The 23,953-nt window shown below is 47.8% G+C and carries 32 protein-coding genes; 25 read left to right on the top strand and 7 right to left on the bottom strand.

What is annotated here, in order from left to right:
* Positions 1-30: 30 nt before the first annotated feature.
* The 6 genes from VN23_RS06395 to VN23_RS06370 all read left to right on the top strand — a co-directional run bounded on the left by VN23_RS06395 (position 31) and on the right by VN23_RS06370 (position 3,911).
* Positions 31-1,392 carry a hypothetical protein gene (locus VN23_RS06395; RefSeq protein ID WP_046352022.1) on the top strand — a complete coding sequence of 454 codons (1,362 nt, stop codon included), beginning with the start codon at positions 31-33 and terminating at the stop codon, positions 1,390-1,392.
* Between the two features lie 9 nt (positions 1,393-1,401).
* Positions 1,402-1,707, top strand: coding sequence for a DUF2523 domain-containing protein (locus VN23_RS06390; protein ID WP_046352023.1), 306 nt, complete (start codon positions 1,402-1,404; stop codon positions 1,705-1,707).
* The gene (locus VN23_RS06385) at positions 1,704-2,687 is read left to right on the top strand and encodes a zonular occludens toxin domain-containing protein (protein WP_052746593.1); all 984 of its coding nucleotides are present in this window, start codon (positions 1,704-1,706) and stop codon (positions 2,685-2,687) included. The genes VN23_RS06390 and VN23_RS06385 overlap by 4 nt, the downstream gene beginning before the upstream one ends.
* Positions 2,688-2,870: 183 nt before the next feature.
* Positions 2,871-3,182 carry a type II toxin-antitoxin system RelE/ParE family toxin gene (locus tag VN23_RS06380; protein WP_046352024.1) on the top strand — a complete coding sequence of 104 codons (312 nt, stop codon included), beginning with the start codon at positions 2,871-2,873 and terminating at the stop codon, positions 3,180-3,182.
* Between the two features lies 1 nt (position 3,183).
* Entirely contained in the window at positions 3,184-3,474 is a 291-nt protein-coding gene (gene nadS, locus VN23_RS06375) for a NadS family protein (protein ID WP_046352025.1), read from the top strand.
* A complete protein-coding gene (locus tag VN23_RS06370) occupies positions 3,471-3,911 on the top strand; it encodes a hypothetical protein (protein ID WP_046352026.1) in 441 nt (146 codons plus the stop codon). Before nadS ends, VN23_RS06370 begins: the two co-directional genes overlap by 4 nt.
* A gap of 193 nt (positions 3,912-4,104) precedes the next feature.
* Here VN23_RS06370 and VN23_RS06365 read toward each other — a convergent pair whose 3' ends face one another.
* Together VN23_RS06365 and VN23_RS06360 are read right to left on the bottom strand one after the other, a co-directional pair.
* Entirely contained in the window at positions 4,105-4,548 is a 444-nt protein-coding gene (locus VN23_RS06365; protein ID WP_046352027.1) for a hypothetical protein, read from the bottom strand.
* 193 nt (positions 4,549-4,741) lie between these two features.
* A complete protein-coding gene (locus tag VN23_RS06360; RefSeq protein ID WP_156455131.1) occupies positions 4,742-5,164 on the bottom strand; it encodes a helix-turn-helix domain-containing protein in 423 nt (140 codons plus the stop codon).
* A 130-nt stretch (positions 5,165-5,294) separates the two neighbouring features.
* On the opposite strand from VN23_RS06360, the gene VN23_RS06355 reads away from it, so the two are divergent.
* The 15 genes from VN23_RS06355 to VN23_RS06285 all read left to right on the top strand — a co-directional run bounded on the left by VN23_RS06355 (position 5,295) and on the right by VN23_RS06285 (position 13,848).
* Positions 5,295-5,675, top strand: coding sequence for a hypothetical protein (locus VN23_RS06355; protein ID WP_046352029.1), 381 nt, complete (start codon positions 5,295-5,297; stop codon positions 5,673-5,675).
* Positions 5,672-7,570, top strand: coding sequence for a replication endonuclease (locus tag VN23_RS06350; RefSeq protein ID WP_046352030.1), 1,899 nt, complete (start codon positions 5,672-5,674; stop codon positions 7,568-7,570). Before VN23_RS06355 ends, VN23_RS06350 begins: the two co-directional genes overlap by 4 nt.
* On the top strand, positions 7,563-7,790 hold the full coding sequence (locus VN23_RS06345; RefSeq protein WP_046352031.1) for a hypothetical protein: 228 nt from the start codon (positions 7,563-7,565) through the stop codon (positions 7,788-7,790). Before VN23_RS06350 ends, VN23_RS06345 begins: the two co-directional genes overlap by 8 nt.
* 4 nt (positions 7,791-7,794) lie before the next feature.
* Entirely contained in the window at positions 7,795-8,046 is a 252-nt protein-coding gene (locus tag VN23_RS06340; protein WP_156455130.1) for a hypothetical protein, read from the top strand.
* Positions 8,047-8,054: 8 nt separating this feature from the next.
* The gene (locus tag VN23_RS06335) at positions 8,055-8,519 is read left to right on the top strand and encodes a hypothetical protein (protein ID WP_046352033.1); all 465 of its coding nucleotides are present in this window, start codon (positions 8,055-8,057) and stop codon (positions 8,517-8,519) included.
* Positions 8,443-9,174 (top strand): hypothetical protein, encoded by a 732-nt coding sequence (locus tag VN23_RS06330; protein WP_197433039.1) that lies wholly within the window; start codon positions 8,443-8,445, stop codon positions 9,172-9,174. The genes VN23_RS06335 and VN23_RS06330 overlap by 77 nt, the downstream gene beginning before the upstream one ends.
* 357 nt (positions 9,175-9,531) lie before the next feature.
* Complete coding sequence (locus tag VN23_RS06325; protein WP_052746595.1) at positions 9,532-10,326, top strand: major capsid protein P2; 795 nt, start codon at positions 9,532-9,534, stop codon at positions 10,324-10,326.
* An 11-nt stretch (positions 10,327-10,337) separates the two neighbouring features.
* Positions 10,338-10,604 carry a hypothetical protein gene (locus tag VN23_RS06320; protein ID WP_046352034.1) on the top strand — a complete coding sequence of 89 codons (267 nt, stop codon included), beginning with the start codon at positions 10,338-10,340 and terminating at the stop codon, positions 10,602-10,604.
* A 26-nt stretch (positions 10,605-10,630) separates the two neighbouring features.
* On the top strand, positions 10,631-10,906 hold the full coding sequence (locus tag VN23_RS06315; RefSeq protein WP_197433038.1) for a hypothetical protein: 276 nt from the start codon (positions 10,631-10,633) through the stop codon (positions 10,904-10,906).
* Entirely contained in the window at positions 10,903-11,286 is a 384-nt protein-coding gene (locus VN23_RS06310; RefSeq protein ID WP_046352036.1) for a hypothetical protein, read from the top strand. The genes VN23_RS06315 and VN23_RS06310 overlap by 4 nt, the downstream gene beginning before the upstream one ends.
* Entirely contained in the window at positions 11,286-11,876 is a 591-nt protein-coding gene (locus tag VN23_RS06305) for a hypothetical protein (protein ID WP_046352037.1), read from the top strand. The genes VN23_RS06310 and VN23_RS06305 overlap by 1 nt, the downstream gene beginning before the upstream one ends.
* A 2-nt stretch (positions 11,877-11,878) precedes the next feature.
* The gene (locus VN23_RS06300; protein ID WP_046352038.1) at positions 11,879-12,451 is read left to right on the top strand and encodes a hypothetical protein; all 573 of its coding nucleotides are present in this window, start codon (positions 11,879-11,881) and stop codon (positions 12,449-12,451) included.
* On the top strand, positions 12,451-12,978 hold the full coding sequence (locus tag VN23_RS06295) for a phage tail protein (RefSeq protein ID WP_052746596.1): 528 nt from the start codon (positions 12,451-12,453) through the stop codon (positions 12,976-12,978). Before VN23_RS06300 ends, VN23_RS06295 begins: the two co-directional genes overlap by 1 nt.
* 16 nt (positions 12,979-12,994) lie before the next feature.
* Complete coding sequence (locus VN23_RS06290) at positions 12,995-13,207, top strand: hypothetical protein (protein WP_046352051.1); 213 nt, start codon at positions 12,995-12,997, stop codon at positions 13,205-13,207.
* Positions 13,204-13,848, top strand: coding sequence for a lytic transglycosylase domain-containing protein (locus tag VN23_RS06285; protein ID WP_052746597.1), 645 nt, complete (start codon positions 13,204-13,206; stop codon positions 13,846-13,848). The genes VN23_RS06290 and VN23_RS06285 overlap by 4 nt, the downstream gene beginning before the upstream one ends.
* On the opposite strand, the gene VN23_RS06280 is transcribed toward VN23_RS06285, so the two are convergent.
* Complete coding sequence (locus VN23_RS06280) at positions 13,835-14,164, bottom strand: hypothetical protein (RefSeq protein ID WP_046352039.1); 330 nt, start codon at positions 14,162-14,164, stop codon at positions 13,835-13,837. The genes VN23_RS06285 and VN23_RS06280 overlap by 14 nt on opposite strands.
* 57 nt (positions 14,165-14,221) lie before the next feature.
* Here VN23_RS06280 and VN23_RS06275 point away from each other — a divergent pair, with 57 nt between their 5' ends.
* From VN23_RS06275 to VN23_RS06265, 3 genes are read left to right on the top strand one after another with little or no spacing between them, the layout of a single operon-like run.
* Positions 14,222-14,611, top strand: coding sequence for a hypothetical protein (locus VN23_RS06275; protein ID WP_156455128.1), 390 nt, complete (start codon positions 14,222-14,224; stop codon positions 14,609-14,611).
* A 22-nt stretch (positions 14,612-14,633) separates the two neighbouring features.
* Positions 14,634-14,816 carry a hypothetical protein gene (locus tag VN23_RS06270; RefSeq protein WP_046352041.1) on the top strand — a complete coding sequence of 61 codons (183 nt, stop codon included), beginning with the start codon at positions 14,634-14,636 and terminating at the stop codon, positions 14,814-14,816.
* The gene (locus VN23_RS06265) at positions 14,813-15,001 is read left to right on the top strand and encodes a hypothetical protein (protein ID WP_046352042.1); all 189 of its coding nucleotides are present in this window, start codon (positions 14,813-14,815) and stop codon (positions 14,999-15,001) included. Before VN23_RS06270 ends, VN23_RS06265 begins: the two co-directional genes overlap by 4 nt.
* Here the strand turns inward: VN23_RS06265 and VN23_RS06260 are convergent.
* Complete coding sequence (locus VN23_RS06260; protein WP_046352043.1) at positions 14,998-15,504, bottom strand: hypothetical protein; 507 nt, start codon at positions 15,502-15,504, stop codon at positions 14,998-15,000. The genes VN23_RS06265 and VN23_RS06260 overlap by 4 nt on opposite strands.
* A 308-nt stretch (positions 15,505-15,812) precedes the next feature.
* On the opposite strand from VN23_RS06260, the gene adhE reads away from it, so the two are divergent.
* The gene (gene adhE / locus VN23_RS06255) at positions 15,813-18,443 is read left to right on the top strand and encodes a bifunctional acetaldehyde-CoA/alcohol dehydrogenase (RefSeq protein WP_046352192.1); all 2,631 of its coding nucleotides are present in this window, start codon (positions 15,813-15,815) and stop codon (positions 18,441-18,443) included.
* A 58-nt stretch (positions 18,444-18,501) separates the two neighbouring features.
* Here the strand turns inward: adhE and VN23_RS06250 are convergent, their stop codons facing one another.
* From VN23_RS06250 to VN23_RS06240, 3 genes are all read right to left on the bottom strand, one after another.
* Positions 18,502-19,218: an MgtC/SapB family protein gene (locus VN23_RS06250; RefSeq protein ID WP_046352193.1), complete on the bottom strand. Its 717-nt coding sequence runs from the start codon at positions 19,216-19,218 to the stop codon at positions 18,502-18,504.
* Between the two features lie 64 nt (positions 19,219-19,282).
* A complete protein-coding gene (mgtA, locus tag VN23_RS06245; protein WP_046352194.1) occupies positions 19,283-22,048 on the bottom strand; it encodes a magnesium-translocating P-type ATPase in 2,766 nt (921 codons plus the stop codon).
* A 549-nt stretch (positions 22,049-22,597) separates the two neighbouring features.
* Entirely contained in the window at positions 22,598-23,947 is a 1,350-nt protein-coding gene (locus tag VN23_RS06240) for an esterase-like activity of phytase family protein (protein WP_046352195.1), read from the bottom strand.
* Positions 23,948-23,953: the final 6 nt, after the last annotated feature.

Raw genomic sequence — 23,953 nt, 5'->3', positions numbered from 1 at the left:
GGCGCTCATACGAAATGATTAGGGGTTGATATGAATGGAAGGATTACTTTATATAGTCGTTTGTTTATTGGCATTGTGGCTTATTTTCTCTGCGGATTAGCTAATTCTGCAGTTTTGTATATAGATAATGAGACTGGTAAAACTACTAGTGATCCTTTAGGGTTTACTATTTCTTATGCTACTTCGGTTGGTTACAGCGTTGGTCATGACGTATCAAGCAATACATGCCCCGGCATTCCAATTGGTGCTGGATGTGTTGTTTCTATATGGGCTAAAACGTCTACAACCGGTATTCGAATTAATCGCGGATTTACTCGCATTAAAGCCTCTTTATGCGATGATAAAAAAAATCAAAGTGCAGGCATATATAATATCCCTATCCCTGGCGTTAAAATGCCGTCTGGTGGAGGGGCGGCTGTTTTGTTTGATTCCGGTTCTTTTAATTCATTTTCAAAATCTGGTTTTCCTACGTGTATTGATGGTTGTGAAACTGTAGCAAATGGCCCGCCTATTAAAAATTCAATTGGTGGTAATGTTGTTGGAGATACAGCTGGTAATGCATTTATGCGAATGCAGATGAAGTTTACAGGTGAACAATGTACGGTAAAAGAAAATGGACCCAAGCCTAATGGATCACCATTTCCGCCTGATGCGCCCAAGCCAAAGGAGCCGAACGGCCCTCAAGATTGTCCTGAAGGTACGTCTTTTGGAACGATTTCTTGGGGTGACGGCACAGGTGAGGTTAAACGCTGTTTAAGCACTAGTGTACCTCCGCCAATTAAACCCGGTGATCTCCCTGCGCCAGATGCTTGCATTGGCAATTGCGATAAATGGGACCCTAAGCCGGACGATAAGCCAACTGATCCCAAAGATCCAAAACCAAACCCTTCCGGCCCCTCAGGGACCGGCACAGGAACCGGTACAGGTACACGTCTGCCCGCCAGCAGTACTTCTGCGTCATCTGCCTCTGCCAGTGGGCCTATGAGCTTAGCCGCTTCGTGCGAAGCGTTTAAATGCGTGAATGCTGATCCTGCTACGTGCGAGATAGCAAGGTTGGCATGGCATGAGAAGTGTTTAGAGGAAAAAGACCGTAAAGAAATGCTTGACTCGGCTCTCTATAAGTCCGGTGTTGCGGCCATGGATGCTTCGGGTACAAGTTCGATAAGAGCTGAGCTTGGTTTTTCTAAAAACCCTATGGATTTAGAGGACTCAATTAAACAGACTCGGTTTTTAGGCTCAGGGGGGTTGTCTGATTTTAATGTGGTTTTAATGGGCCAAACCGTTCCAATCCCGATTTCAAAGTTAAATAAGTTTTTAGAGGCGATGGGCAATATAGCAGTCGCATTTACTTTATTAGCCGCGGTTAAAATTGTTTCTTCGTCATTAGCATAGGGGTTTTTTATGTTTGCTGCACCATGGATTGCTGCATTAATTGGGGGCTTGGTTTCTGCGGCCGCGTCATTTTTTGGTCGGGCTTTAATTGCTTTTGGTGTGGGTGTTGTTTCTTATGGCGGCATTCATAAGTTATTAGAAAACATTAAACTGGATATTATTCAGAACATCAAAGATGTGCCGGTACAGATTTTACAAATCATGGGTTTATTAAAAATTGATGTTTGTATTTCTATTTTGCTTTCCGCTATTACTGTTAACTTGGTGATTAAAGGTTTGACCGGTGGCGTTCTCAGGAAGTGGGTGACTAAATGATTACGCTCATTACAGGCATGCCAGGTGCCGGTAAAACCTTGCGTACTTTGCAAGATGTGAAATTACTGTCTGAAAAAGACAATCGAGAGGTTTTTTATTCGGGCATCAACGATTTAAAATTACCGTGGGTTGAAATCGAGCCCGAGAAGTGGCCGGAGTGCCCTAAAGGCGCGATCATTGTGATTGATGAGTGTCAGCGCGTGTTTAGAACTCGTTCGAGTGGTTCAGCAGTCCCTAAGCATGTTTCCGAGCTGGAAACCCATCGACACAAGGGGCATGATATTTTTTTAATTACTCAGCATCCGATGTTGGTCGATGGCAACGTCAGGCGTTTGGTTGGTAAGCATTTCCATGTTATGCGCCCATGTGGTCTTAAAAGAGCGACTATTCATGAGTTTCAGGGCGTTCGTGAGAATTGCGATAAATCGCGCAAAGATTCTATTAAACACGTTTGGTCTTATCCGAAAGAGGTTTACGATTATTATAAAAGTGCGGAATTACATACCGTTAAAAGGAATATTCCCGCTAAGATTTTATTAATTCCTGTTTTATTGGCTCTTGTTATTTCCTGCTTTTATTATTCATACAATATGATTGTCGGAAAGAGTAAAGCAGATCCTAATATTTCGGCGTCTTCACCGGCGTCGCATTTTTCGTTAAATACGTCAAGCTTTACAGGGGGCTCTAAGGGCGAATTAACGCGCGAGCAATGGATTGAACAACAAAAGCCGCGAATTCCCACTCTGGCGTATACCGCACCGGTTTACGATAAATTAACTGAGCCTGTTTCTGTTCCTGCGCCTCAAGTGTGTATGCAAACCGCGTCAAAGGGGTGTAAGTGCTACACGAATCAGGCGACGCCTTTAGATGTCCCGCAAAGTATGTGCGAGAGCATTGTTAAGAATGGCGTTTTTCTTTCTTACTTGCCAAGTGGCAATCAGGGGGGTGAAAGTGGCCGGAATACAAACAATGAAATTTAAAGCTTATTTTATATTTCTGGCCTTATTGCTTTCGGCTTGCACTAGTCCGCCAGATAGGCAAAAGCACTTTATTGATTTTTGGAACTCAGATCGCTGGCCCCACAGTAAGCAAGCCTGACTATCGCGCTAAACCCCTACATTTTCCCCTTGTTTTGTCCGCCAATGGCGTATAGTATTTTACTCATGGAATTTATCGAAACCCCAACATTTACCCGCTTGCTGAAAGCACTTTTAACAGACGATGAATACAGAGGCTTACAAAATGAATTGGTAGAAAACCCCGCGCGTGGCGATGTTATTAAGGGCGGGGGAGGTATTCGTAAAATCCGTTATGCCGTCACAGGCCGCGGTAAAAGTGGTGGAGTCAGGGCGATTTATTACTGGGTTAGGGAGGACCATCAGATTTACATGTTACTCATTTACCCCAAGTCTAAAAAAGACACGCTAACTGACGCTGAGACCGCGATTTTGCACGATTTAGTAAAGGAGCTTTAACATGGAACCGTCACTTTTCGAGGACTTGGTGCAGAGTCTTAAAGAAGCAAAAAGCATTGCATCCGGGGAGAACCAAACAGCACGTCGTTTTGAGGTTTTGCCGCCCGATGTGCGAGCGATCAGAGCACAGACAGGATTGTCTCAGGGCGAGTTTGCGGGGCTGATGCGTGTAAGCGTAAAGACGCTTCAAAATTGGGAACAGCACCGGCGTAACCCGACCGGCCCAGCAGCAGCATTGCTGCAAATTGTTTCGAAGTCGCCAAGCTTGGCGCTTGAGTCCTTGCATCAATGAAATACCTGCTCATGATGTTTGCTTTTGCTTCCACATATTCTTCAGCGGAAATGTTTAAGTGTTTTGACGGCAAACGGCCAAAATACACCTACCAAAACATGCCTTGCGAGGATTCAGGTTTAAAAACGGCCAAGAAAATAACCGACAAAGATGCACTCATTGGTAGTGCGGATTTGTCTGGCTACGTTAAAGAGGCAAGGGCACGAGAGGCCATTGAGCGCGAACTTGAACGTAACCAGCAAGAACGGCGCAGTGCAGAAGCAGCCCGATCCACTGTGGTTTCATCTCACCAATGGGATGTTGACGAATGCCCGCAGTTAATTTTACGAAAGCGCGGCATCTTGTCCCAACAGCGGCACAGATCCACCCAAAGCTTGCAGGATGAATACAATTGGGTTGTAAAGAAAATGCAAAAAATCGATTGCATCGGTTCTTAGTGGTCTTGTCGTGACTGTCACGAATTAAGGATTAACGCCACATCAAATCTAGCTGTAAAACTGTCGCCACGGCGTGCAATGCGTCGTGCTGAAGGCGGCCCCGCCTGAGGCTATTAAGCTGCTCGAAATAAGAAGCAACGAATTACCCCACGAGAACCCGCCTTTAGCGCCTGAAGCAAGCAGCAGGGCGCTGTTAAGGAATGATCTGGTTAAGCATCATGCCGAAGCGGGCTTCTTTGCGGCATTGGCGCTTGTAGAAGTCACGCTCAAGCATGAGTTTTTCAATGGTTCGGGTGTAGCCGCTTGCTAGTGCGAGGGTTTGACGTGTGTGCCAGAGGTTTTTAAGTTCTTCGTACCGAATCCCTTCCTTTTTGTCGTATCCGGGTAATACGAGCCAGTCGCCTTCGATACGCATTCCTGAGAATTTACCCCAGCCTTTGCCCAGCTCTTGACCGGCGATGACTTGAGCGAACAGAAAAACGATTTTAGGTGTGGGGATTTGGCCGGTTAAATAGCCTAGGTGTGTTTCTAGCGATATTCCGAGCGCGTCGCACATGTCGGAGGCAGGAAGTGCAAGGAGGGCGCTTAAAAGCGCTTCTGTGGCCGGTTTGGGGTAAAAGCCGGCGCGGGGATACATTCGCATATCGAAATCACATAAAAAAACGCCAGTTTCGGAAGCTGGCGTTTTTGGTTTGCTGGATGTTACGTGTTGGTCGTTTTCTGCGGCGCGTAAACTTAAGGTAACTTGACATAATATACAATATGCTTACGGAATAATTGAAACACCCCATGAAAGCTTACCCCTCAAGACTAAGAGGAGTAGGCTTTTTTTACGCCCCTGCTTTTTCTATCTCTTCGCTAAAGCATTCTTTTGTAAGTCTTTTTTCTAGCTCATCCCCACCAATTAGCCGGTAAGTTTCTGCCCACACTCGCTTTGCCGATGGGTCGCGCGCTCGTTCGTGCTGAATTGCAGCGTAAAGAATGTGCGGGGGCACTTTAAGCAGCTCAGATATTTTTGATAGCGTGATATCGCTGGGCGTTTCGCCTTTACAGCGGTATCCGGAAACTGTAGTCGTGCTTAGATCGAGCATCTTTGCAACGCGATAGTCGGATGGGGCGCAATGCTTTGATTTTATTGCTGAAAGTAAGAATGCGGTATCTATCATTTCGGGGCTTCCAAGATGGATGTTCTGTAGTTTTGGCATAAAAAAATGATTTTTCCAACATACGGGCGATGTCTTCACATCGGGCATAGGCTGGCTAATATAGGGGCATCAGTGACGCGTAAGTGACGCATCAAACATAGCAAGCATAGCGAAAGCGTTCCGACTACTCACTGATGATATGACAACTAATTGTAACCATCAGGCGAGGCTTATTTAGATGGATTTGCGCGATATTCCAGAAGGGCAAGTTGCAAGGGCAGAATTGCTGTCAAAGGTCGCACATTTCCCGACACAAACCCCAATCAAGAAAACACAAAAACCATTCAAACCAGCGCAAAAGCCGGGGCTTTCTGCTGTTGATGCGTTAAGCGATTCACAAGAGCATGCGCTTCTACGGATTAAAGAAGATCTAGAAAGGCTAGACAAGGCGATTATTGCACGTCAGGAATTCGCAGGCAGTCAGCACTTATCAGTAGATTTTGCAGGCTTTGATCGTATGCGCATGGAAATGGGCATGATGATTAAGAACCTAGAAGACGCTTACGCGAAAAGCTGGCACGCCCGCGCCGCTGGTTTTGTGAAGTCCCGCGCCGCATGACTGACTTCCCCCTTTCTGTAATTCGTGCTCACTTTGCCGCCGCCTTGCCGCACTCAGATGACGAGATTGCGCACAAGGCCGAAACACTGGCAAAGGACTTTGCCCGACTAATACAGAATCAGGGGCCAGAGGTGGCGCTAAATGAAGCGGCCATCCTTGCGGGCTTTGATATTGAAGATAAAGAAGAAGCCGCTAAGCTGGTAAGCCGCTTGCCGGTGGCTAAGTGGTGGCGTCGGCAGCTTCAGGTAATGAGCATTCGCCATTGCGAGCTTGAAATGCTGCGGGCCGGTAACGTCGGCCTTCGCATATCGCCTTATATCTCAGAATTAAGCCTACGCCGCATGATGCGCCGCCGTAAACGCGCACAAAAAGCCATTGAAGCCGCAACCATTAGCAGCGGTGGCGGGCAAGAAATCGACTTAGCGCAGGTGATCGCATCCAGCGTATCCAATCCCACCATTAAACGCGGTGAATTCTTTACGCGAGTAAAGGGAGTTCAGGCGGTGGCCGCTGAGCAAAACATGCTTGGCTTTGCCATTGCGATTACCGCGCCCAGCAAATACCACCGCATGACAGTTAGCCGTGGCTTTGCTGTTGAGAACGACAAATGGAACGGGGCTAGCCCCAAGGAAACCGCGCAATACCTAGGCGGCATTTTCCAGAAGATGCGCAATTACTTAAGCAAAAAATACTTACCGGCCTTATTCGGGTTTCGTGCAACAGAGCCACACCACGACGGGACGCCGCACTGGCACATGATTATTTTCATAGCGCCTGAGCACGTAAAAAAGACGCTTGCCATTATTCGGCGTGAAGCCATGCGCGAAGATCGGAACGAAGAGGGCGCAAAAAAACGCCGTGTAGATATCAAGCCAATCGACCCAAAGCGCGGCGATGCGGTGGCCTATGCAGCGGCTTATATCTCAAAAAATATTGATGGTAAAAAATCAGACGGCGCAGCCATAGAGGGCGGCGATTGGGAAGCCCAAACCGGCGCAGAAGAGGGCGCGGTTAGGGCCGTAGTTTGGGCGTCAATGTGGGGTATTCGTCAGTTTCAACTGTTCGGCGCTGAGAAGATCGGCCAATACCGTGAATTGCGCCGGTTTCATCGCCAAAAGAAGGCCGTAGAAGCGCTGATCGACCACGCTGACACTGACGGGCCAGCGCGGGCCATTCTTGCGGGCCATGCCGCCCCCTTGGCGCTGGCTGCATGTGATGCAAGAAAAGCGGGCCGCGCTGATGTGTTCGCAAAATTAACCGGCATACGTGAAGAGGCGGCGCAATTGATCGCCGTCGGCAAAGTCAATCAAGCGGCCTTTCTAGCTGCGGATGTTGGTGACTATGCCGCGTTTATCCGTGCGGTGCGCCAAGACAAGTTAGAGCCGGTCAATCTGGTGCGCGCCAATTGCTACGGTGAAGAGGTCAAGGACTTGATCGGTCTTAAAAATACTCGCACTGGTGCGCAGGTTTTGACGCGAGAAGTCAAAGAAGTAGTAGATCCGGCAACCGGAGAATTTAAGCAGGTGCGCGATTCATGGTCTGTAAATTGGGGCGCAAAGCGTGAAGCTTTGGCTTCTGATTTTGCCCTTGGTTTGGCAAGCGGAGCGCGCAGCCTTGGACCCGTGGCAATAACTATACCTAAATTAGAAAACGAGCCTGTTCGTGAAATTACCAAATGCCAGGTACAAGCGATTGAAAGCTGGATGAAACAGCAGGCCTTTTTATTCAAAAAAGAGCTTCAGCAGATAAAACCCCATCAATGGGAACACGGCCCCAAGTGGTCAGAGTCCCAAGACGCGAAAAACCGCGACAAAAGCGGCAAGCCCGGCATTAAAAACGGGCTGCTAAAGGAAAAAAATCGTTTCGAAATTAACCGGAGATTGAATCATGGATGAATTAGCAAGAACACTTAAGAAACTCAAATCTGCAGGAATGATGGCAGCAAAAGATTGTGCAATTGATTTTGCATTAGCTACTCACAATCAAATTTTGATCCATAACCAAGCAATTTTGGAGCTATTGGAAAGGGACGAATTAAGAGGGGCAGAAATACTTGCCATGAAAGAGCGTCTCGAAGTGCTTGAACGCCGTATGGGGATTCTCACCCATGGCTAAACCTATGCAAAAAATCGGCCGCATGGCTTGCACCTGCTGCGGCGAGGTGATTCCTGTCAAACAGCAGGCCAATGGCTTTGCTATCGCAACATGTAACTACTGCGACAATAAGCTACAAGCATTTGGACAGACTGCTGACAGTCATATACGAGCCAAAATGACGCCAGTTTCAAGCGATTCCGCACCAGCTCCAACACTGGCACCGGTTGTTGCACCGGTACAAGAAAAAAAATCCGCTTTTTCACTCTTTAATTAGGAAAACCCATGTCAGAACAACAAACTATTGAAACGGCATATAGCGGCGGCTATGACGCGCTGGCCCATATTGAGCAACAGGCCGGTGCGCTAGATTCTGAAATCGGCGGAATGTCGGGGGCTGGTGGTGTGCCTGATGTTGTGCATCTGGATGACACCTACGCAAACGAGGCGAAATTACTTTTAAACGTAGCGCGTGAAGCCTTGGGCGGTTTCTATCCAAGCCTTAATTCAATCTATACCGATGACCGAATTGAGCGTATCGCGGTAGCCGCTGGCCCGCTTTTGGCTAAGTACAACATTACCAGCGGCGGCATTTTGGACAAATGGGCTGCAGAAATCGGTTTTGCGGTCGTGGTGTACCCCATTGCACAAGAAACCATTAAGGGCGTAAAGCATGACCGCGCCGTGGCTAAAGCGGCCAAAGAAGCAGCAGAAAAAGCAGCGGCGGCGAATGAACAAGCCAGCGCGTAAAACACCCGTCAAACAGGCATCAAACATGCCCACCATTGGGCGCATGAATGAGGCCAACATTCAGGCCGTCTTAGGGGCGTCCGGCTCAGGGAAAACCAGCTATGTCATGGAACAGCTACGCGAGCACAAACCCACACGCGTATTGGTGTGGGATACGAAAGGGGAATTTGCAGAAGAAGGGCACGCCAAGGCCGTGCACTCGCTGGAAGAAATGGTTAAGTTGGCGCGAGCTAATGAATCTTTTAGATTGGCGTTGGTTCCTTATGGCAACAGCAAGCAAATGGCGAAGCTTTTCGACTTATTCTGCATGGCCGCGTTCCACCTCGGGCGGCTCACGCTGGTTGCGGAAGAACTGGCCGAAGTCACAAGCCCGACCTTTGCCGTCGCCGGTTGGAAAAAATGCACCACCCAAGGCCGCACCCAAGGCTTAACCATTTATGGCCTGAGCCAGACGCCCGCCGATATTGATAAAAAGTTTTTCGGTAACGCCACGCTGATTCGGTGCGGCCGGTTAAATGAGCCGATCCACGCCAAAAAGATGGCCGGCATTTTAGGTGTTCCAGCGCAAGAAATTCTGGATATGCCTGACTTTCACTTTATCGAAAAAAACACCCGCTTACGCGAAATAACACGCGGCAAGCTCGCCTTTCGCTAATCACTGATGCAATGGGGCGCGGGAGTTTTACCCATTAAATAACATCTGACCGTGCAAAAAACGCCACAAATGTGGCGTTTTTTTCGTCTATTTAAAAATAAATAGGGGGCGTATTTGATGGGTATTTGATGCATATAGGACGCCTTAAAGGGTAAAAGTCCGTCTATTTTCTTTTCTAAAAAAATATCAGATTATTAAGTCTCTTTAATCAATTAACCCCAAGGGGCTGATAAAAATGAATTCAACAGTTAAAAGCGTTTTGCTGGTCATCGGTGTAATGGCCGTGGTGTATCGCGTTGGCGCGTTAAAAGACGCTGTAATCGGCAAATAACCCAAACACAAAAAGGGCTTTGCATAATGACAATGCAGCGAAAAGAATTACCATTTTTTAATGTGATTGCCGGTAGCACGGCAACACTGACTTTGCCTAATGGCATGACGTATGAACGCTTAATGCTGCAAATGGGCGGCACAACGTTTAATAAAACCCATATCACGGATATTCGTATGCGTGTAAATGGCAAGGTCATTCACCAATGCAATGCGGCTGATCTTGAATCAATCAATGCCTATTCCGGTTTAGCGACAGATTCAAAATTCATTACAATTGATTTCACAGAACTATTTGCGCGCGATCAGGTAGGCCAATCTATTGGTGCGCTTGGTACGGTAAATGGCGTATCTCAGGCCGTTGTGGAAGTGGATATTGCGGGAACAGCCGTTGCTCCACAATTGACTTGCTGGTCAATTATCAGTGGCCCGCGCCAATTAACCGTCTGCAATAAAATGTTGAAATACAATTTCAATATTGCGGCTGCGGGCAAATGGCCGCTTGCTTTGCCATACGGAAATCAAGGCGGTTCGATCATCAAGCGGATTTATATTAAATCCAATACCGCAAACGGTCTTGAAATCAAAAAAAATGGCACGGTTATTCATGAATCGGTCAAAGAAGTAAACGAATTTTGGCAAAAGGAAAATAAAAAGACGCCGCAAGCTGGCTATTATATTTTCGATCCAATCGTGGACAACAATCAAACCGATATGCTGAGCACTTCGGATTGCGTGTCGTTTGAAGTAAACCCGACGTTTAGCGGGCCGGAAACCATTACCGTTTATGTTGAGTATATCGACCTGCTCGGCAACCTATAAGGCGGCGCAATATGTCAGATTCAGAAGTGCCCGCTGGTGCGGGCAGTGATTGGACGGGCTTTATTCAGGATATTGTCGGTAGTGCGGCTAAAGGCTATATCGGGCGCGAGTTCGGCACAGCAAATCGGCCCTATATGGTTGATCCGGGAACGGGACAACCATATGTGCCAGGTCAACCCACAAATCAGCAAACCTTGTTACCAGCGGTAAGTGGTAACACGGGGCTGCTGATGATGGCGGCGGTCGGTGTGGTGATTGTCTTTCTGCTGGTGAAGTAATGGGCGCGCCCTTATCCATCAACAGTATGCGCCAGTCGGCGCTTTCCTCAATGGCAGATCAAAGTTACCGCTACGGCGGCAACAACAGTCTGGCAACAGGGGATTTTATTGTTAATTTGGGCGGAGGTACGCAATACACATCACTTAAAAAAGATCAGTCACAACGATCCAGTCAAGACTCGGTGCCAAGTATGAGTCAGGGCGTAAATAGTGGGCCAGCGGGGAACACCCAGCAATATTTGCTTTTGGCCGGTGGATTATTGCTTTTAGTGCTGCTGCTTAAGAAACTAAAAAAGAAATGAAATTACGACGTGTAAAACAGCCAAACAATTGGCATTTATGCCAGCTCCAGCGTAGTGCGCGTGGAAACTCAAACAGCTATTGCAATGCGGTTGAATCCGGCAACGCGGTGCTGTTTGAGTATGCCCGCGAAAATGGGGAAATTGCGGGGTGTGTTTTATTGCGCGTTGAAAAATTCGACGACGGGTTAGAAGAAGCCGTAATTGTTGCATGCGGTGGCAAGCTAACCCTTGCCGAATTGCGCGAAGCTATGCGGGAATTAATTGTTTTATGCGAGCCGTTTGATTCAATCCGCACTCATGTGACTAATCCGGCATTAGCCAGAATTTGGCGCGGCATGGGCTTTGTCGATGCTGAAATCGTTTTGAGAAAGGAAAAGTAATGGGCGGCAATAGCGATACAAATAATGAAGTCAAAAATACAACAAATACGTATAACCAAACGTGGGATCAAAAGCAGCTTGATTATTCAAATCACAGCACGACTAATTTAGATTTATCCAATAGAAGTACGTCCAGCTTCACACAAAATACCAGCGTAGATACCAGCAACCGATCTACCAACAATACAACGAATCATGTTACTTCGACGGATTTAGGCGCTATATCCGGCGCGTTAAGTGTTGCGAAAGACAGTATTAATGCCGGTGCAAATGGCTTAAATATATTGGCCGTTAAATCTGCTGAAATTAACCGTGATTCATTAGATTACGGTGTGCGCATTACCAATAGCGCATTTGAGGCAATCGGTAAAAATCAGCATATCACCGATGACTTGGTAAAAAACGCGCAAGAATTGGCGAAATATACAAGCAATTCGGTGGCTGAAATCGCGGCCAAAGCAGGAAGCCAAGTATCTGATGCTTGGAAAAATGCCAAAGATGCACAAGACGGTAAATCGCTTGGCGATATGAAACCGATTGCTATTGCCGTAATCGGCGTATTTGCATTAATGGCATTTAAAAAGGGCTAATCATGCAAACAATGTCACAAGTATTTCAAGCGGCTGGCACTTGGAATATCAATTATTTAGGCCGCTACTTTCGCCTGCTGGATACCAGCGGCGGGCCGGTAACGATTCAATTTTTCCGGCAAAACCGCGCAGTCAGTGAAGCAAAAGACGTGCTCGGCGGCTATTGGCTAAAAGTCGATGATGAGCAATTCGACCGCGTTGACATCATTACCGATGCGGCGGGTCGCGTTGAAATCGCCATGTCTAACGACTCCAGCGGCGGTTACGACCGTATCTCTGGGAAAGTCGATTCCCGACTGACACCCGCGCTATCTGTGCTCAATAAACCCATGTTGCTGGTGGGCGTGGCTGAAAGCGTCGTGATTGGCCAGAACATCAATCGCGCTTCGCTTCGCTTATTTAATGCCAGCACGGCAAACATCTGGATCGGTGGCGCAGGCCTAAGCCTGACAGACGCCGCCATTAAATTGGCTCCGGGTGAATTATGGGTGGAAGAAACAGCGGCGGGCGCGGCATGGGTTGCCATTGCTGACGCAGCAAATGCCCCGCTAAAAATTCAGGAAATTCTCTACTAATGGGCCGCCTGACACGTCGTATCTACAAATCGACTGTGGGCGTGGTCAATACATACGGACGGCGAAAAATGGCGGGAGAAGTCTTTACACATGCCGGTGCAACTCCACCGGCAGGCGCTTTGCTTTGCAATGGCGCGTTAATCAGCCGCACAGCCTACGCAAATCTTTTTGCGGCAATCGGTATTTTGTACGGCGCAGGCGATGGCAACACCACGTTTGCACTACCCGATTTACGCGGTGAATTCCCGCGTTTTGCCGATCAGGGGCGCGGCATTGATTCCGGTCGGGTAGTGGGGTCTGGGCAGGGTGGTGATATTCAATCTCACAAGCACCCAATTGTGCTTACTGATGGAAATCAAGTTTCAGGAAATATGGTCGCAGCACAGGGCGCAGCGGGAACGTTGCAGTTCCCATTGGGTCGTGATGTTGCAACGTCCCCCTCTAACTCGTCGGCTTCGATGGGAATAGTCGGCGGCACAGAAACTCGCCCCCGCAACGTCGCCTTACTGCCCTGCATCTATTACTAAAAAGCGAGAAAAACCAATGGCAAAGCAGACCGCCTTTAAAGCCGCACACTCATTCGACCCACTGACGGGCGAACATTTGGGCGCAACCTTAGCACAGCGATCCCCCCTTGAAGACGGGGTTTATCTGCTACCGGCTAACGCCACATTTATAGAACCACAAGCCCCGATAGGCGATAAGTGGCCTTGCTGGACTGGCTCGGCGTGGGAATTGCGGGTAGTGCCCGAATGAATAAAAAAGCCATTGTAGTCATCGCGCTTGGGCTGGGCGGCTTGTGGCTGTTGATGGCTAAAGCGCAGAAGGCAGGGGAGACGCAGAAAGAGGGCGGCTTTTTCTTGCCGGATGTTTTTGGGTTTATGAAAGCCAGCCTCAGTGATGCTGGTGAATATTTAGAGGATGCATTTGATTTGATTAATTCGGACTTTAAAAAATCAGTTACTTCAGGACGCGGTAATCAATACGTGACGGAGTTAGAGCAAATCGGAAGAAACAGGGGCTTGCCGAATTACTTACTTTCTCGAATTGCGTACCAAGAGAGCCGATTCAAAGAAACTGCATACAACACCGGCAGCAAGGCCGCTGGCATGTTCCAAATCAACCCGATTACCGTAGTTGAATTATCTCGGCAATTAGGCACAAAGGTTGATCCATACAATTGGAAACAGGCGGGGGACGCTGCAGCCGTATATCTGGCCTATCTGTATAGAAAATATGGGGATTGGACGAAGGCCGTGGCTGCATACAATTGTGGGCCGGGGACGCTTAATAAGCATTTGGCCGCAAATGGCGGCCGTTTTGTGCCGGAAAAAATGCCACAAAAAGAACAAAGAGTTTATGCCCTTGAGGTAATGGCTGATATTAGTCTCGACTAGTGCCCGTTTTATCAAGTATGCACAAGGCAATGCCCGTGCCGATGCTTGAGCTAGACACGATTTTTTCTCTTTTTTGATAGGACATGCCCAGCTTTTGGCAGTAAGAGAAGTCGGCTTTACTTTTTGTGATGGGCTGGTTTTTTTGTTTTTCATTGATGATTTTGAACAGGCATTCATCGCGATCAATTGTAAAGCTGATTTTACGGCACTCGGCAACATCAGGGCCGTAATCCTCTCTTGCTCCGTAGGACTCAAAAGAGGATGAAAAAGCCAATGCATTAAAAGTGACTAGGGACAAAAATAAGATAATTTTCATTACAGCACCTAAAAAGGCGGGTTAAGGGCATACATGGCGATATTAACGGATAAGCAAATGCTCTGGATAGCTGGCGGCGCGGCGTTGTTGCTTTATTTAGCAGGCCGCAAGATTAGTGACGCGGTGGGCGGGGCGGTTGATGTAGTGGCGAAGCTGCCCGAGAAGATTAAGCAGCTCGATACGGCAAAGAAAAAAGAAATTATCGACAGCTACAAAGTGCAATTTTTGATGAATGTAAAGGCATTAACCGGCGTGATTCCGGTGGGCGCAGAGGAGGAAAAGCTCTGCATGTCCTACATGCCTTATGACTTGATTCAAGATTTGGACGGTATGCCGGTTGTGGGGTTGTGGGCTGCTGGCAAGGCCTACGCGGCGGGTAATGCGGTTAAGGATTACCGGCAAAACAAGGGCAAAGCGCCCATTAAACATTGGTATGACATTTTCTAAAGTCACAAAAAAGGGGAATACATTGAAAAAGCTTAAATATCTATTTGAAAGACTGAAGGAGCCGTCAACATGGGCAGGCGTGGCCGCTTTGGGTGCGCTGGCGCATGTTGATCCAGCCTTAATGTCATCTGTGGGGGTCGCTGGGCCTGTGGTGGCCGCTTTGCTGGGCGTCTTTCTTCCTGAACGAAAAGCAGCCGCGCAATGATGAGCAAGAACGACGTCAAGGGCGTAGTACTTGCGGCCATTGCGGGCGTAGCGGCGATGATGATTTATGAAAAGGTCAAGGGGATGAAGGGGCCAAATCTGGCACCAAAAACGGCGCAAAATGCGCCTCCAGGTCGAACGGGTTGGATTAAGGAAACGAACGGGCCGCCTACGTGGAATCTTTAGGCGTCTGGCTCTGGATCAGGATTTGAAGCGGCTTTGGCCGCTTTTTTCTTTTTCAGCAGGCGTAGGCGTTTGAGTTCGGCTTTTCTAAGGGTTTTGCGGATGAGTTCCAGCGAATTAGCGAATAAAACGCGCTCTTCATAACTGGTGTCTAGTGCGAGCAGCTGGGGCACTCTGATTTTAGGCACAGAGACCGGCAAAGGAAAATCTGGGAAGGCCAAAGCAAACCAAGGCAGCAAATCAAGGCGCTGTCTTGGTTTGGGCCATTGGCCCTTAGCGACGTATTGATTTAGCTCGTTACGGTAGTATCTGGCTTGTAGGAAGCGGCTGGCGCGGTCTGTCTGATTGAAGCACTCAAAGCCCATTATGAAGGTAGAATAATAGACAAGATCAGCGTCTGTGACGGTGGGCGGAGAGAAGGAAAGCTGCAAGGCGCGGCTTTTGATGCGTGCTTGTTCAATATGAAGTTTGAAGTTTGTATCTTTTTGCAGACGTTTTTTGAGCATAAAATCAACTATTTTTAGAATTTACAAACCGTTACGAGTACGTAGTTTTATTACGAAAAAAGCTTGATTTTACGGGGATTTTAGAGATGGGGAGATCGGGGAAATAGTAAGCATCAACTTGACATAATATACATTATGCGAAGTAATATGAGTCAATCAAACGCAATTTGATATTAATCAAGGGTCCTTGGGCTGCTGGGTATATTCTGTGGGTATTCGCTTTGCAGCGTGAATCAGTAACAAGGCTTACGAGTCTTATTTAAGTTGTGATTTCAAAGCCGTTTATAAAGTTTCTCTGGAGATTAAAAATGACTGTTTCTAACATTCAAGAACTCGATGCGCTGATGGCGCGGGTTAAAAAAGCACAGCTACTTTTTGCAACTTATACACAAGAACAAGTAGACAAGATTTTCCGCGCTGCGGCGCTGGCTGCGGCTGATGCACGTTTGCCGCTGGCTAAGTTGGCTGTTGCTGAAACAGGCATGGGCGTGCTTGAAGATAAAGTGATCAAAAATCACTTTGCTTCTGAATATATTTATAACGCGTACAAAGATGAAAAAACCTGCGGCATTTTGACGCAAGATGACGCCTACGGCATTATCACCATTGCTGAGCCAATCGGAATTATCTGCGGGATTGTGCCAACGACCAACCCTACTTCCACAGCGATTTTTAAAGCGCTGATTGCACTTAAAACACGTAATGGTATTGTTTTTAGCCCACATCCACGTGCTAAGAACTCCACCTGTGAAGCCGCCCGTATCGTATTGGATGCCGCCGTTGCCGCTGGTGCGCCGCGCGATATTATTGGCTGGATTGATCAGCCAACCGTTGAGCTTTCTAATCAGCTCATGAAACACAAAGACATTAATTTGATTTTGGCCACTGGTGGCCCTGGCATGGTTCGTGCCGCCTACTCTTCAGGCAAGCCTGCAATTGGTGTGGGCGCAGGTAATACGCCAGTTGTAGTCGATGAAACTGCTGATGTTAAACGCGCTGTTGCCTCTATTTTGATGTCAAAAACATTTGATAACGGTGTAGTTTGCGCTTCAGAGCAGTCCGTCATCGTAGTTGACAGCATCTATGAATCTATGAAAGCCCGTTTTGCTCAAAGCGGCGCCCATATCTTAAGCAAGAAAGAAACCGAAGCCGTACGTAAGGTGATCTTGATTGACGGCAACTTAAATGCGGGCGTTGTTGGCCAAGCTGCGGTGAAGATCGCTGATATGGCTGGCATTAAAGTGCCTAGTTACACAAAGATTCTGATCGCTGAAGTGTCATCTACTGGTGAAGAAGAAGCTTTTGCTCACGAAAAACTATCGCCAACATTGGCCATGTATCGCGCTAAAGACTTTTACGACGCTGTAACTAAGGCTGAAGCCTTGGTTGCTCTCGGCGGGATTGGCCACACCTCTGCGCTATATATCGACCAGGATCAGCAACACGAAAAAATCGCCTACTTTGGCGACAAGATGAAAACCGCGCGCATCTTGATCAACTCCCCTGCTTCACAAGGCGGGATTGGCGACCTTTACAACTTTAAATTGGCTCCGTCCTTAACGCTGGGTTGTGGTTCATGGGGCGGTAATTCAATCTCTGAAAACGTGGGTCCAAAACACCTGATCAACACTAAAACGGTTGCTAAACGGGCTGAAAACATGTTGTGGCATAAACTTCCTAAGAACATCTATTTCCGTCGTGGTTGCTTACCATTTGCCTTGGCTGACCTTGCTAACAAGAAACGCGCAACCATCGTGACTGGCCCTTATCTATTTGCCAATGGCTACTGCGATGAAACCATCAAAGTGCTGAAACAAATGGGTATGGAAGTCGAAGTGTTCCACGAAGTTGAAGCCGATCCAACGCTAGAAGTAGTTCGTAAAGGCGTGCATTCCTTAAATCTGTTCAAACCTGACGTGATTGTTGCGCTGGGTGGTGGTTCGCCAATGGATGCCGCTAAGATTATGTGGGTAATGTACGAACATCCAGAAGTCCACTTTGAAGACCTTGCACTGCGCTTTATGGATATCACTAAGCGTATTTACAAGTTCCCTAAGATGGGGATTAAAGCTGAATTAGTTGCGATTCCAACCACATCTGGCACAGGCTCGGAAGTTACCCCATTTGCGGTAGTGACCGATGAAAAAACCGGCATGAAATACCCGATTGCCGACTATGAACTCACACCGAATATGGCGATTATTGATGCCGATTTAGTGATGAATATGCCAAAAAGCCTGACTGCATTCGGTGGGATTGATGCGGTAACGCACGCTTTAGAAGCGTATGTATCGGTACTGGCGAATGAATATTCTGACCCGCAAGCTTTGCAAGCACTGAAATTGCTTAAAGAAAACTTGCCTTCGTCCTTCCTTAATGGCGCGAAAGATCCTAAAGCGCGTGAATTGGTGCACAACGCATCAACCATCGCCGGTATTGCATTTGCCAATGCATTCTTGGGGGTTTGTCACTCCATGGCGCACAAGCTGGGCGCTGAATTCCACCTTGCGCACGGTCTTGCGAACGCCTTGCTAATTTCTAACGTGATTCGTTTTAATTCGGCAGATATCCCGACCAAGCAAACTGCATTTAGCCAATACGATAGACCGCAAGCGCGTTGCCGTTATGCTGATATTGCCGAGCATTTGGGCCTTGGCGGCAAGAACGATGAGCAAAAAGTGGTGAACTTGATTGCTTGGATTGAAGAGCTGAAAACAACGATTCAAATCCCTGCCTCGATCAAAGAAGCAGGCGTGCCTGAAGCGCTGTTCCTCTCTAAAGTAGACCAACTGGCTGAAGAAGCGTTTGACGATCAATGTACTGGTGCCAATCCGCGCTACCCATTGATTTCAGAATTAAGACAACTCTTGCTAGATAGCTACTACGGCCGCAACTATGTAGAAAGCCATTTGCGTGAAGAAGTCATCGAAGCAAAATAAGCTTCTGATAAAAACAAACCCCATCGAGCATGGGGTTTGTTTTTGCCTGCGGGTTTGCTTATTCTGCCGCTGATAGATTCCAGAAAACTTGTTTTACATAAGGGCGCTTCGTCATTTGAGCGATCAAGGCATCAAGCTTGCCTGAGTCCACCGAAGTAGACAGCAGGGTCGCCGTGATTTCCACATCCTCATCACCAAAAGGCTCTACGTCCAAATCACCCAAGGGATATTGGGCTTGCTCCAATAAAGATTCCAAAGCACTTAAAGCATGCTTTTGCCTGCCGCCATCCACAATCATACAAATCTGATAACTCACTTCACCTGTTTGATCATTAATCGGCGTGCGATTAATCGCGTTGACCACCGGGCGCAATAAAGTATTAGCCGCCAATACAAACACCGCCGCCATCAGCGCATCCACAATCATGCCCGCTCCTGCGCAGGCCCCCACCGCCGCAGAGCCCCAAAGGGTGGCTGCCGTGTTAAGGCCACGCACATTCAGGCCTTCTTTCATAATGGTGCCTGCACCTAAAAAGCCGACACCAGAAACCACATAGGCCGCGACATGTGCCGCGCTACCCGGGCCGTTCAAGCGATAAGCAAGCCCCACAAACACAGCCGCCGCCAGTGAAACTAGGGTATTGGTACGCAAACCTGCCGTGCGCTGCCGGTATTGCCGCTCGTAGCCAATAATTGAGCCAAGAATAAAAGCCGTACTCAGATTGATAAAGGAATTAAATAATAGATTAAGATCAAATCCTTGCGAAAAGTGCATGCGTGCCTCCTTTAAGGTGGATTAATAAGGGCAGGCATTTTCTTGCCCTTATTTAATTTAAAAATTACTGCCAGCCATAACGCCTTGCGTAAATACCCTTCATGATTTGCGTGAGCGTGATATAGCACAGCAAAATCCCCATTAACCAAGGGAAGTATGTCAGAGGCAATACCTGCAACTTAAAGTAATGCGCCCATGGCCCCATTGGCAAAAAGATGCCGATGCTGATAATGAGTGCTGTCATGGCCAATAAAGGCCATGCTGCACGGCTTTGAATAAAGGGCAATTTACGCGTACGCAATAAATGCACCACCAGTGTTTGTGACAATAAGCCTTCAATAAACCAGCCGGATTGAAACAAAGACTGTGCCGATTCGGTATTGGCCTTGAAAACATACCACATTACGGCAAAAGTAGTGATATCAAAGATCGAGCTAATCGGGCCAAAGAAAATCATAAAGCGACCTAATTCATCAGGATTCCATTTTTGTGGCTTGCTCAGCGATTCTTTATCCACATTATCAAAAGGAATGGTGGTTTGAGAGATATCGTAAAGCAAGTTTTGAATCAATAAATGCAGGGGCAGCATTGGCAGAAATGGAATAAATGCCGAGGCAATCAATACCGAAAATACATTGCCAAAATTAGAGCTAGCCGTCATCTTGATATATTTCAGCATATTGGCAAAGGTTTTACGGCCTTCAATTACGCCTTCTTCCAATACCATTAAGCTTTTTTCCAGCAGAATAATATCGGCCGCTTCTTTAGCAATATCTACTGCCGAATCAACTGAAATACCAATATCTGCCGCACGCAATGCCGGTGCATCATTAATCCCGTCGCCCATAAAGCCGACCACATGGCCGTTGCCACGAAGCAAACGCACAATGCGCTCTTTATGTAGCGGCGTGAGCTTGGCAAACACCGTGGTTGTTTCGGCTTTTGCAGCGAGTAGCTGGTCGCTCATCGCTTCAATTTGTGGCCCAAGCAATACACTACCCACCTGCAAGCCAACTTCTTTGCAGACTTTTAGTGTAACCAAATCATTGTCGCCCGTAAGTACTTTTACAGTAATGCCATTGGCCTTGAGTGCTTTAAGCGCAGGCGCTGTGCTTTCTTTGGGCGGATCCAGAAACGCGATATACCCCACTAGCACCAGATCACGCTCATCGCTCACACTATAGGCCTCACGATCAATCGGCATTTCCTTGCTGGCCACCGCCACCACGCGTAAACCATCTTGATTCAGTGCGGCAGTAATGCGGCGAATATCTTGCAATAGCTCGGTGCTGAGTAGCTCAATCTGTGTGCCGTGTCGAACATGCGAGCAAACCGCTAGCACTTCTTCTAAAGCGCCTTTGCAAATCAGCTCGTGATGGTCTTCCTGCTCGCTAACCACAACCGACATCCGGCGGCGATTAAAATCGAAAGGAATTTCATCCACTTTGCGATAGTTTTGCGTCACACCCAGCTCAGCATTTAAATTGGCGTGCTCAAGCACCGCCACATCGAGCAGGTTTTTGAGGCCCGTCTGGTAATAGCTGTTTAAATACGCCATCGCCAGCACTTCATCGCTGGCGCAGCCAAATACATCGGTGTGGCGCTCCAGTACGATTTTATCCTGCGTCAGCGTGCCGGTTTTATCTGTGCACAGAATATCCATTGCACCAAAGTTCTGGATTGCATCGAGGCGCTTGACCACCACTTTTTTGCGGCTAAGAATCACCGCACCTTTGGCCAGCGCCGCAGTCACAATCATCGGCAGCATTTCTGGCGTCAGGCCCACGGCAATCGACAATGCAAACAGCGCCGCCTCAGGCCAATCACCTTTAGTGAAGCCATTAATAAAGAGCACTAGAGGCGCCATAACAAACATAAAGCGGATCAATAACCAGCTGATTTTATTTACACCCAGCTGGAATTGAGTGAGCGTTCTATCACTGGCGCACACCCGTTCAGCCAAAGAGCCAAAATAGGTTTGATTGCCAGTGCCAATTACCACGGCCGTTGCTGCACCACTCACCACATTGGTGCCCATAAAGCACAGATTGTCGCGCTCTAATGGATTGCTGATCGACACATCTTTATGTTCGGCGAATTTCTCCACCGGCATGGATTCACCGGTGAGTGCGGCCTGGCTAATAAATAAATCTTTGGTGGCAAATAATCGCAAATCAGCAGGAATCATGTCGCCAGCCGAAAGCACCACAATATCGCCCGGCACCAGTTGCTCGATCGGTAGCTCTATTTGCTCTGCCGGCTTGGGTTGAAGCTGCACGCCAAAGTATTTTTCAGCCTCGGCTGCCATGACTTTGCTTGGATCCCGCCGCAATACGGTAGCGGTGTTGCTGACCATTTCTTTGAGCTGGTCAGCGGCCTTATTGGAGCGTTTCTCCTGCACAAAGCGCAGAAAAGTAGAAATCGCCACCATGGCCGAGATAATCACTGCCGCGGTGGCATCCTCGGTGACAAAGGAAATTACGGCCAAGAGCGTGAGCAAAACATTAAAAGGATTGCGATAGCAGAGCCACAGGTGCTCGCTCCATGACATCAGTTTTTCGTGCTCGACTTCATTCGGGCCGGTTTGCAGGCGTTTGCTATCGGCTTCGGCATGGCTTAAGCCTTCTGCGCAAGAACCAAGGCGATGCAAGGCAGTGCTGGTTTCCAGTTTGGACAGGGTTAATAAACGCTGCCCCAGAGACTTACTCATCTCCCGTCCACGATTCATGCCACGAAGCTGCTCTAAGCTGGCTACACGGCGAAACTGACGGGCCGACAGGCCTTTTTGAATGAAATTTAATAAACGACTTTTAAACAGGTGCATATGCATTCCTTCGTCGCAGCAAAGCGGCGACGTTGAGGACAAATCCATTACGCAAGCAGTAATGACACGCTGTTGATGTTTATTTCACGTCATAACAACGTTTGCGAAACAAGCATCAGCAGTGCATAGCATCACGGACGCCCAAAGGGCGTCGTGCTAAGCGCAAAAAATGGGAATGGCGTACGCAAGCAATCCAAGTATGGATGCTCTACAGACACCGTTACCCGCCAGGTCGGCAAGGTAACGGCAGAAGAAAAGACCCCTGCAACCTTGCCGCTAGCGATCGATATAAGATCGACTACTAGAACTGTCCACGAGGGACCTCCGTAAAATAATGAAGGCTAAACCATACGCCGCTGAATGCAGACTGTCTAGCGTATGGGGTGGGTTTGTAATTTTGTCAGATTAATAAAGCCAGATTTAAAAGCGGCTTCAAAGCCTGCTGATCTGGAATTTGCGAATAAACGCCTTGGTAAATACAGTCGGCCTAGCAAAGCGAGGGGGTTTGTGGGTTTTTATATAAAAGACGGCCGAAGCCGTCTTTTAATACGGCGCTTAATTGGCGCTCAAAAACGCATTTGCCTCTAGCAAAATAAATTCATTATCATCTGCTTGATTGGGTTCGCGGCTACTAGAAAACGGCAGATTATTATCATTGCCCACCACAATATGGCGCGAGTCAACAACGTCTACATTTTCTATGGTAAAAAACGGAAAAGTCAGTACGCCGTTGTTTAAAGGCTTCCTAGCCAATCTGGCTGGATCTGCGATCTTCATTAAATCGATATAAGCCATTTTATTTAGCGGGCCACCGACATTAGCATCGTTAAACTCGACTTTATAAACGCGTTTAAACTGCGCAAGATCATGAAAGCAATCACCCCGCTTTTCTCCTGTGGGGCAAGCCTTATCTGCCGTGCCTTCACCATTGTCGCGCTCAATAATCAGGCCTTGTGCCTCGTTAATCATATTAAAATCGCCAATCGCATTGCCATTATTTTCTAACAGGTATTTCCAGTGACGGCCTGTCCACGCTTCTTTTTTGACATCGAACTCTAAAACGCGCAAATAATCCTTGCCTTCCAGGTTTTCATTGGCTTTGCCATTCCAGACGGCGCCTTCCAGCAGAGCATAAAGCTTGCTGCCATCTTTTGAAGCGGCCATGCCTTCAAAGCCTTTAGAACGGCGGATCTGAAAATCGACTGTGCCTGATGGCATTGCAGGCGTGGTGATTGCCGGATGATCGGGCGAACGAACAATTTTGCCATCGATCAGGGTATCAAAGACGGCTAGCACTTTACCCTTTAGATCGGCCTTGATTAAAAAAGGGCCTAGCTCTTCACCAATCCACAGCGCGCCACCAGCAAACTGAAAGCTTTCCGTGTCAAAATCGCCGCCCGTTAGATAACGCTGCTTGCTGCCCTCGTGCACAATACGAAACGGCACTTTTTTATCTGGATCATGCAAAAAAATAGTTTCTATGTGTTGTGTTTTACCGTTTTTAAAATCCAGTGTGTAGCGGTTCAAATACAACATGGCATCGGGCGAATTAACTTTTGAACCAAAACCGTTATCCGTTAAAACCCAGAAGCTTCCGTCAGGCATTTTCTTAATGCCAGAGTGCCCCTGCAATGCTTGCCCATTAAAAGGTAAAGATACGCCGGTAGGCCGACCAAATGACACGCCAAGAACAGAGCCGAGCGCCTCTACCCGCTTGCCCGTCGTAAACTTGCCGCTCACTTTTAAGTCGACCGGTGCATTCTTAGGCGTAGCAATAAAGGATTGAGCGGGCATCACAATATGCCCAGCTAATGTGGCAGGAAATTCAGTTTGGGCACGGAGCGGCAAGGCGCTTATTGCGATTGCCAAAATGAATAAATGTTTACTACAAAGAAAGTGAGACATGCTGTG

It is taken from the genome of Janthinobacterium sp. B9-8, assembly GCF_000969645.2.
GTDB lineage: Bacteria > Pseudomonadota > Gammaproteobacteria > Burkholderiales > Chitinibacteraceae > Iodobacter.
This window is presented reverse-complemented; position numbering and strand designations above follow the sequence as displayed.

Bases quoted from the DNA above. Each gene is read 5' to 3' on its own strand.
- VN23_RS06315 (WP_197433038.1), top strand. From the start codon at position 10,631: ATGCGCCAGTCGGCGCTTTCCTCAATGGCAGATCAAAGTTACCGCTAC.
- VN23_RS06300 (WP_046352038.1), top strand. From the start codon at position 11,879: ATGCAAACAATGTCACAAGTATTTCAAGCGGCTGGCACTTGGAATATC.
- VN23_RS06240 (WP_046352195.1), bottom strand. From the start codon at position 23,947: ATGTCTCACTTTCTTTGTAGTAAACATTTATTCATTTTGGCAATCGCA.
- VN23_RS06365 (WP_046352027.1), bottom strand. From the start codon at position 4,548: ATGTATCCCCGCGCCGGCTTTTACCCCAAACCGGCCACAGAAGCGCTT.
- VN23_RS06325 (WP_052746595.1), top strand. From the start codon at position 9,532: ATGACAATGCAGCGAAAAGAATTACCATTTTTTAATGTGATTGCCGGT.
- nadS (WP_046352025.1), top strand. From the start codon at position 3,184: ATGGAACCGTCACTTTTCGAGGACTTGGTGCAGAGTCTTAAAGAAGCA.
- VN23_RS06360 (WP_156455131.1), bottom strand. From the start codon at position 5,164: ATGCCCGATGTGAAGACATCGCCCGTATGTTGGAAAAATCATTTTTTT.
- adhE (WP_046352192.1), top strand. From the start codon at position 15,813: ATGACTGTTTCTAACATTCAAGAACTCGATGCGCTGATGGCGCGGGTT.
- VN23_RS06390 (WP_046352023.1), top strand. From the start codon at position 1,402: ATGTTTGCTGCACCATGGATTGCTGCATTAATTGGGGGCTTGGTTTCT.
- VN23_RS06285 (WP_052746597.1), top strand. From the start codon at position 13,204: ATGAATAAAAAAGCCATTGTAGTCATCGCGCTTGGGCTGGGCGGCTTG.
- VN23_RS06260 (WP_046352043.1), bottom strand. From the start codon at position 15,504: ATGCTCAAAAAACGTCTGCAAAAAGATACAAACTTCAAACTTCATATT.
- VN23_RS06295 (WP_052746596.1), top strand. From the start codon at position 12,451: ATGGGCCGCCTGACACGTCGTATCTACAAATCGACTGTGGGCGTGGTC.
- VN23_RS06345 (WP_046352031.1), top strand. From the start codon at position 7,563: ATGGATGAATTAGCAAGAACACTTAAGAAACTCAAATCTGCAGGAATG.
- VN23_RS06250 (WP_046352193.1), bottom strand. From the start codon at position 19,218: ATGCACTTTTCGCAAGGATTTGATCTTAATCTATTATTTAATTCCTTT.
- VN23_RS06265 (WP_046352042.1), top strand. From the start codon at position 14,813: ATGATGAGCAAGAACGACGTCAAGGGCGTAGTACTTGCGGCCATTGCG.
- VN23_RS06275 (WP_156455128.1), top strand. From the start codon at position 14,222: ATGCTCTGGATAGCTGGCGGCGCGGCGTTGTTGCTTTATTTAGCAGGC.
- VN23_RS06355 (WP_046352029.1), top strand. From the start codon at position 5,295: ATGGATTTGCGCGATATTCCAGAAGGGCAAGTTGCAAGGGCAGAATTG.
- VN23_RS06380 (WP_046352024.1), top strand. From the start codon at position 2,871: ATGGAATTTATCGAAACCCCAACATTTACCCGCTTGCTGAAAGCACTT.
- VN23_RS06370 (WP_046352026.1), top strand. From the start codon at position 3,471: ATGAAATACCTGCTCATGATGTTTGCTTTTGCTTCCACATATTCTTCA.
- VN23_RS06335 (WP_046352033.1), top strand. From the start codon at position 8,055: ATGTCAGAACAACAAACTATTGAAACGGCATATAGCGGCGGCTATGAC.
- VN23_RS06395 (WP_046352022.1), top strand. From the start codon at position 31: ATGAATGGAAGGATTACTTTATATAGTCGTTTGTTTATTGGCATTGTG.
- mgtA (WP_046352194.1), bottom strand. From the start codon at position 22,048: ATGCATATGCACCTGTTTAAAAGTCGTTTATTAAATTTCATTCAAAAA.
- VN23_RS06290 (WP_046352051.1), top strand. From the start codon at position 12,995: ATGGCAAAGCAGACCGCCTTTAAAGCCGCACACTCATTCGACCCACTG.
- VN23_RS06320 (WP_046352034.1), top strand. From the start codon at position 10,338: ATGTCAGATTCAGAAGTGCCCGCTGGTGCGGGCAGTGATTGGACGGGC.
- VN23_RS06330 (WP_197433039.1), top strand. From the start codon at position 8,443: ATGACCGCGCCGTGGCTAAAGCGGCCAAAGAAGCAGCAGAAAAAGCAG.
- VN23_RS06385 (WP_052746593.1), top strand. From the start codon at position 1,704: ATGATTACGCTCATTACAGGCATGCCAGGTGCCGGTAAAACCTTGCGT.
- VN23_RS06280 (WP_046352039.1), bottom strand. From the start codon at position 14,164: ATGAAAATTATCTTATTTTTGTCCCTAGTCACTTTTAATGCATTGGCT.
- VN23_RS06350 (WP_046352030.1), top strand. From the start codon at position 5,672: ATGACTGACTTCCCCCTTTCTGTAATTCGTGCTCACTTTGCCGCCGCC.
- VN23_RS06340 (WP_156455130.1), top strand. From the start codon at position 7,795: ATGCAAAAAATCGGCCGCATGGCTTGCACCTGCTGCGGCGAGGTGATT.
- VN23_RS06310 (WP_046352036.1), top strand. From the start codon at position 10,903: ATGAAATTACGACGTGTAAAACAGCCAAACAATTGGCATTTATGCCAG.
- VN23_RS06305 (WP_046352037.1), top strand. From the start codon at position 11,286: ATGGGCGGCAATAGCGATACAAATAATGAAGTCAAAAATACAACAAAT.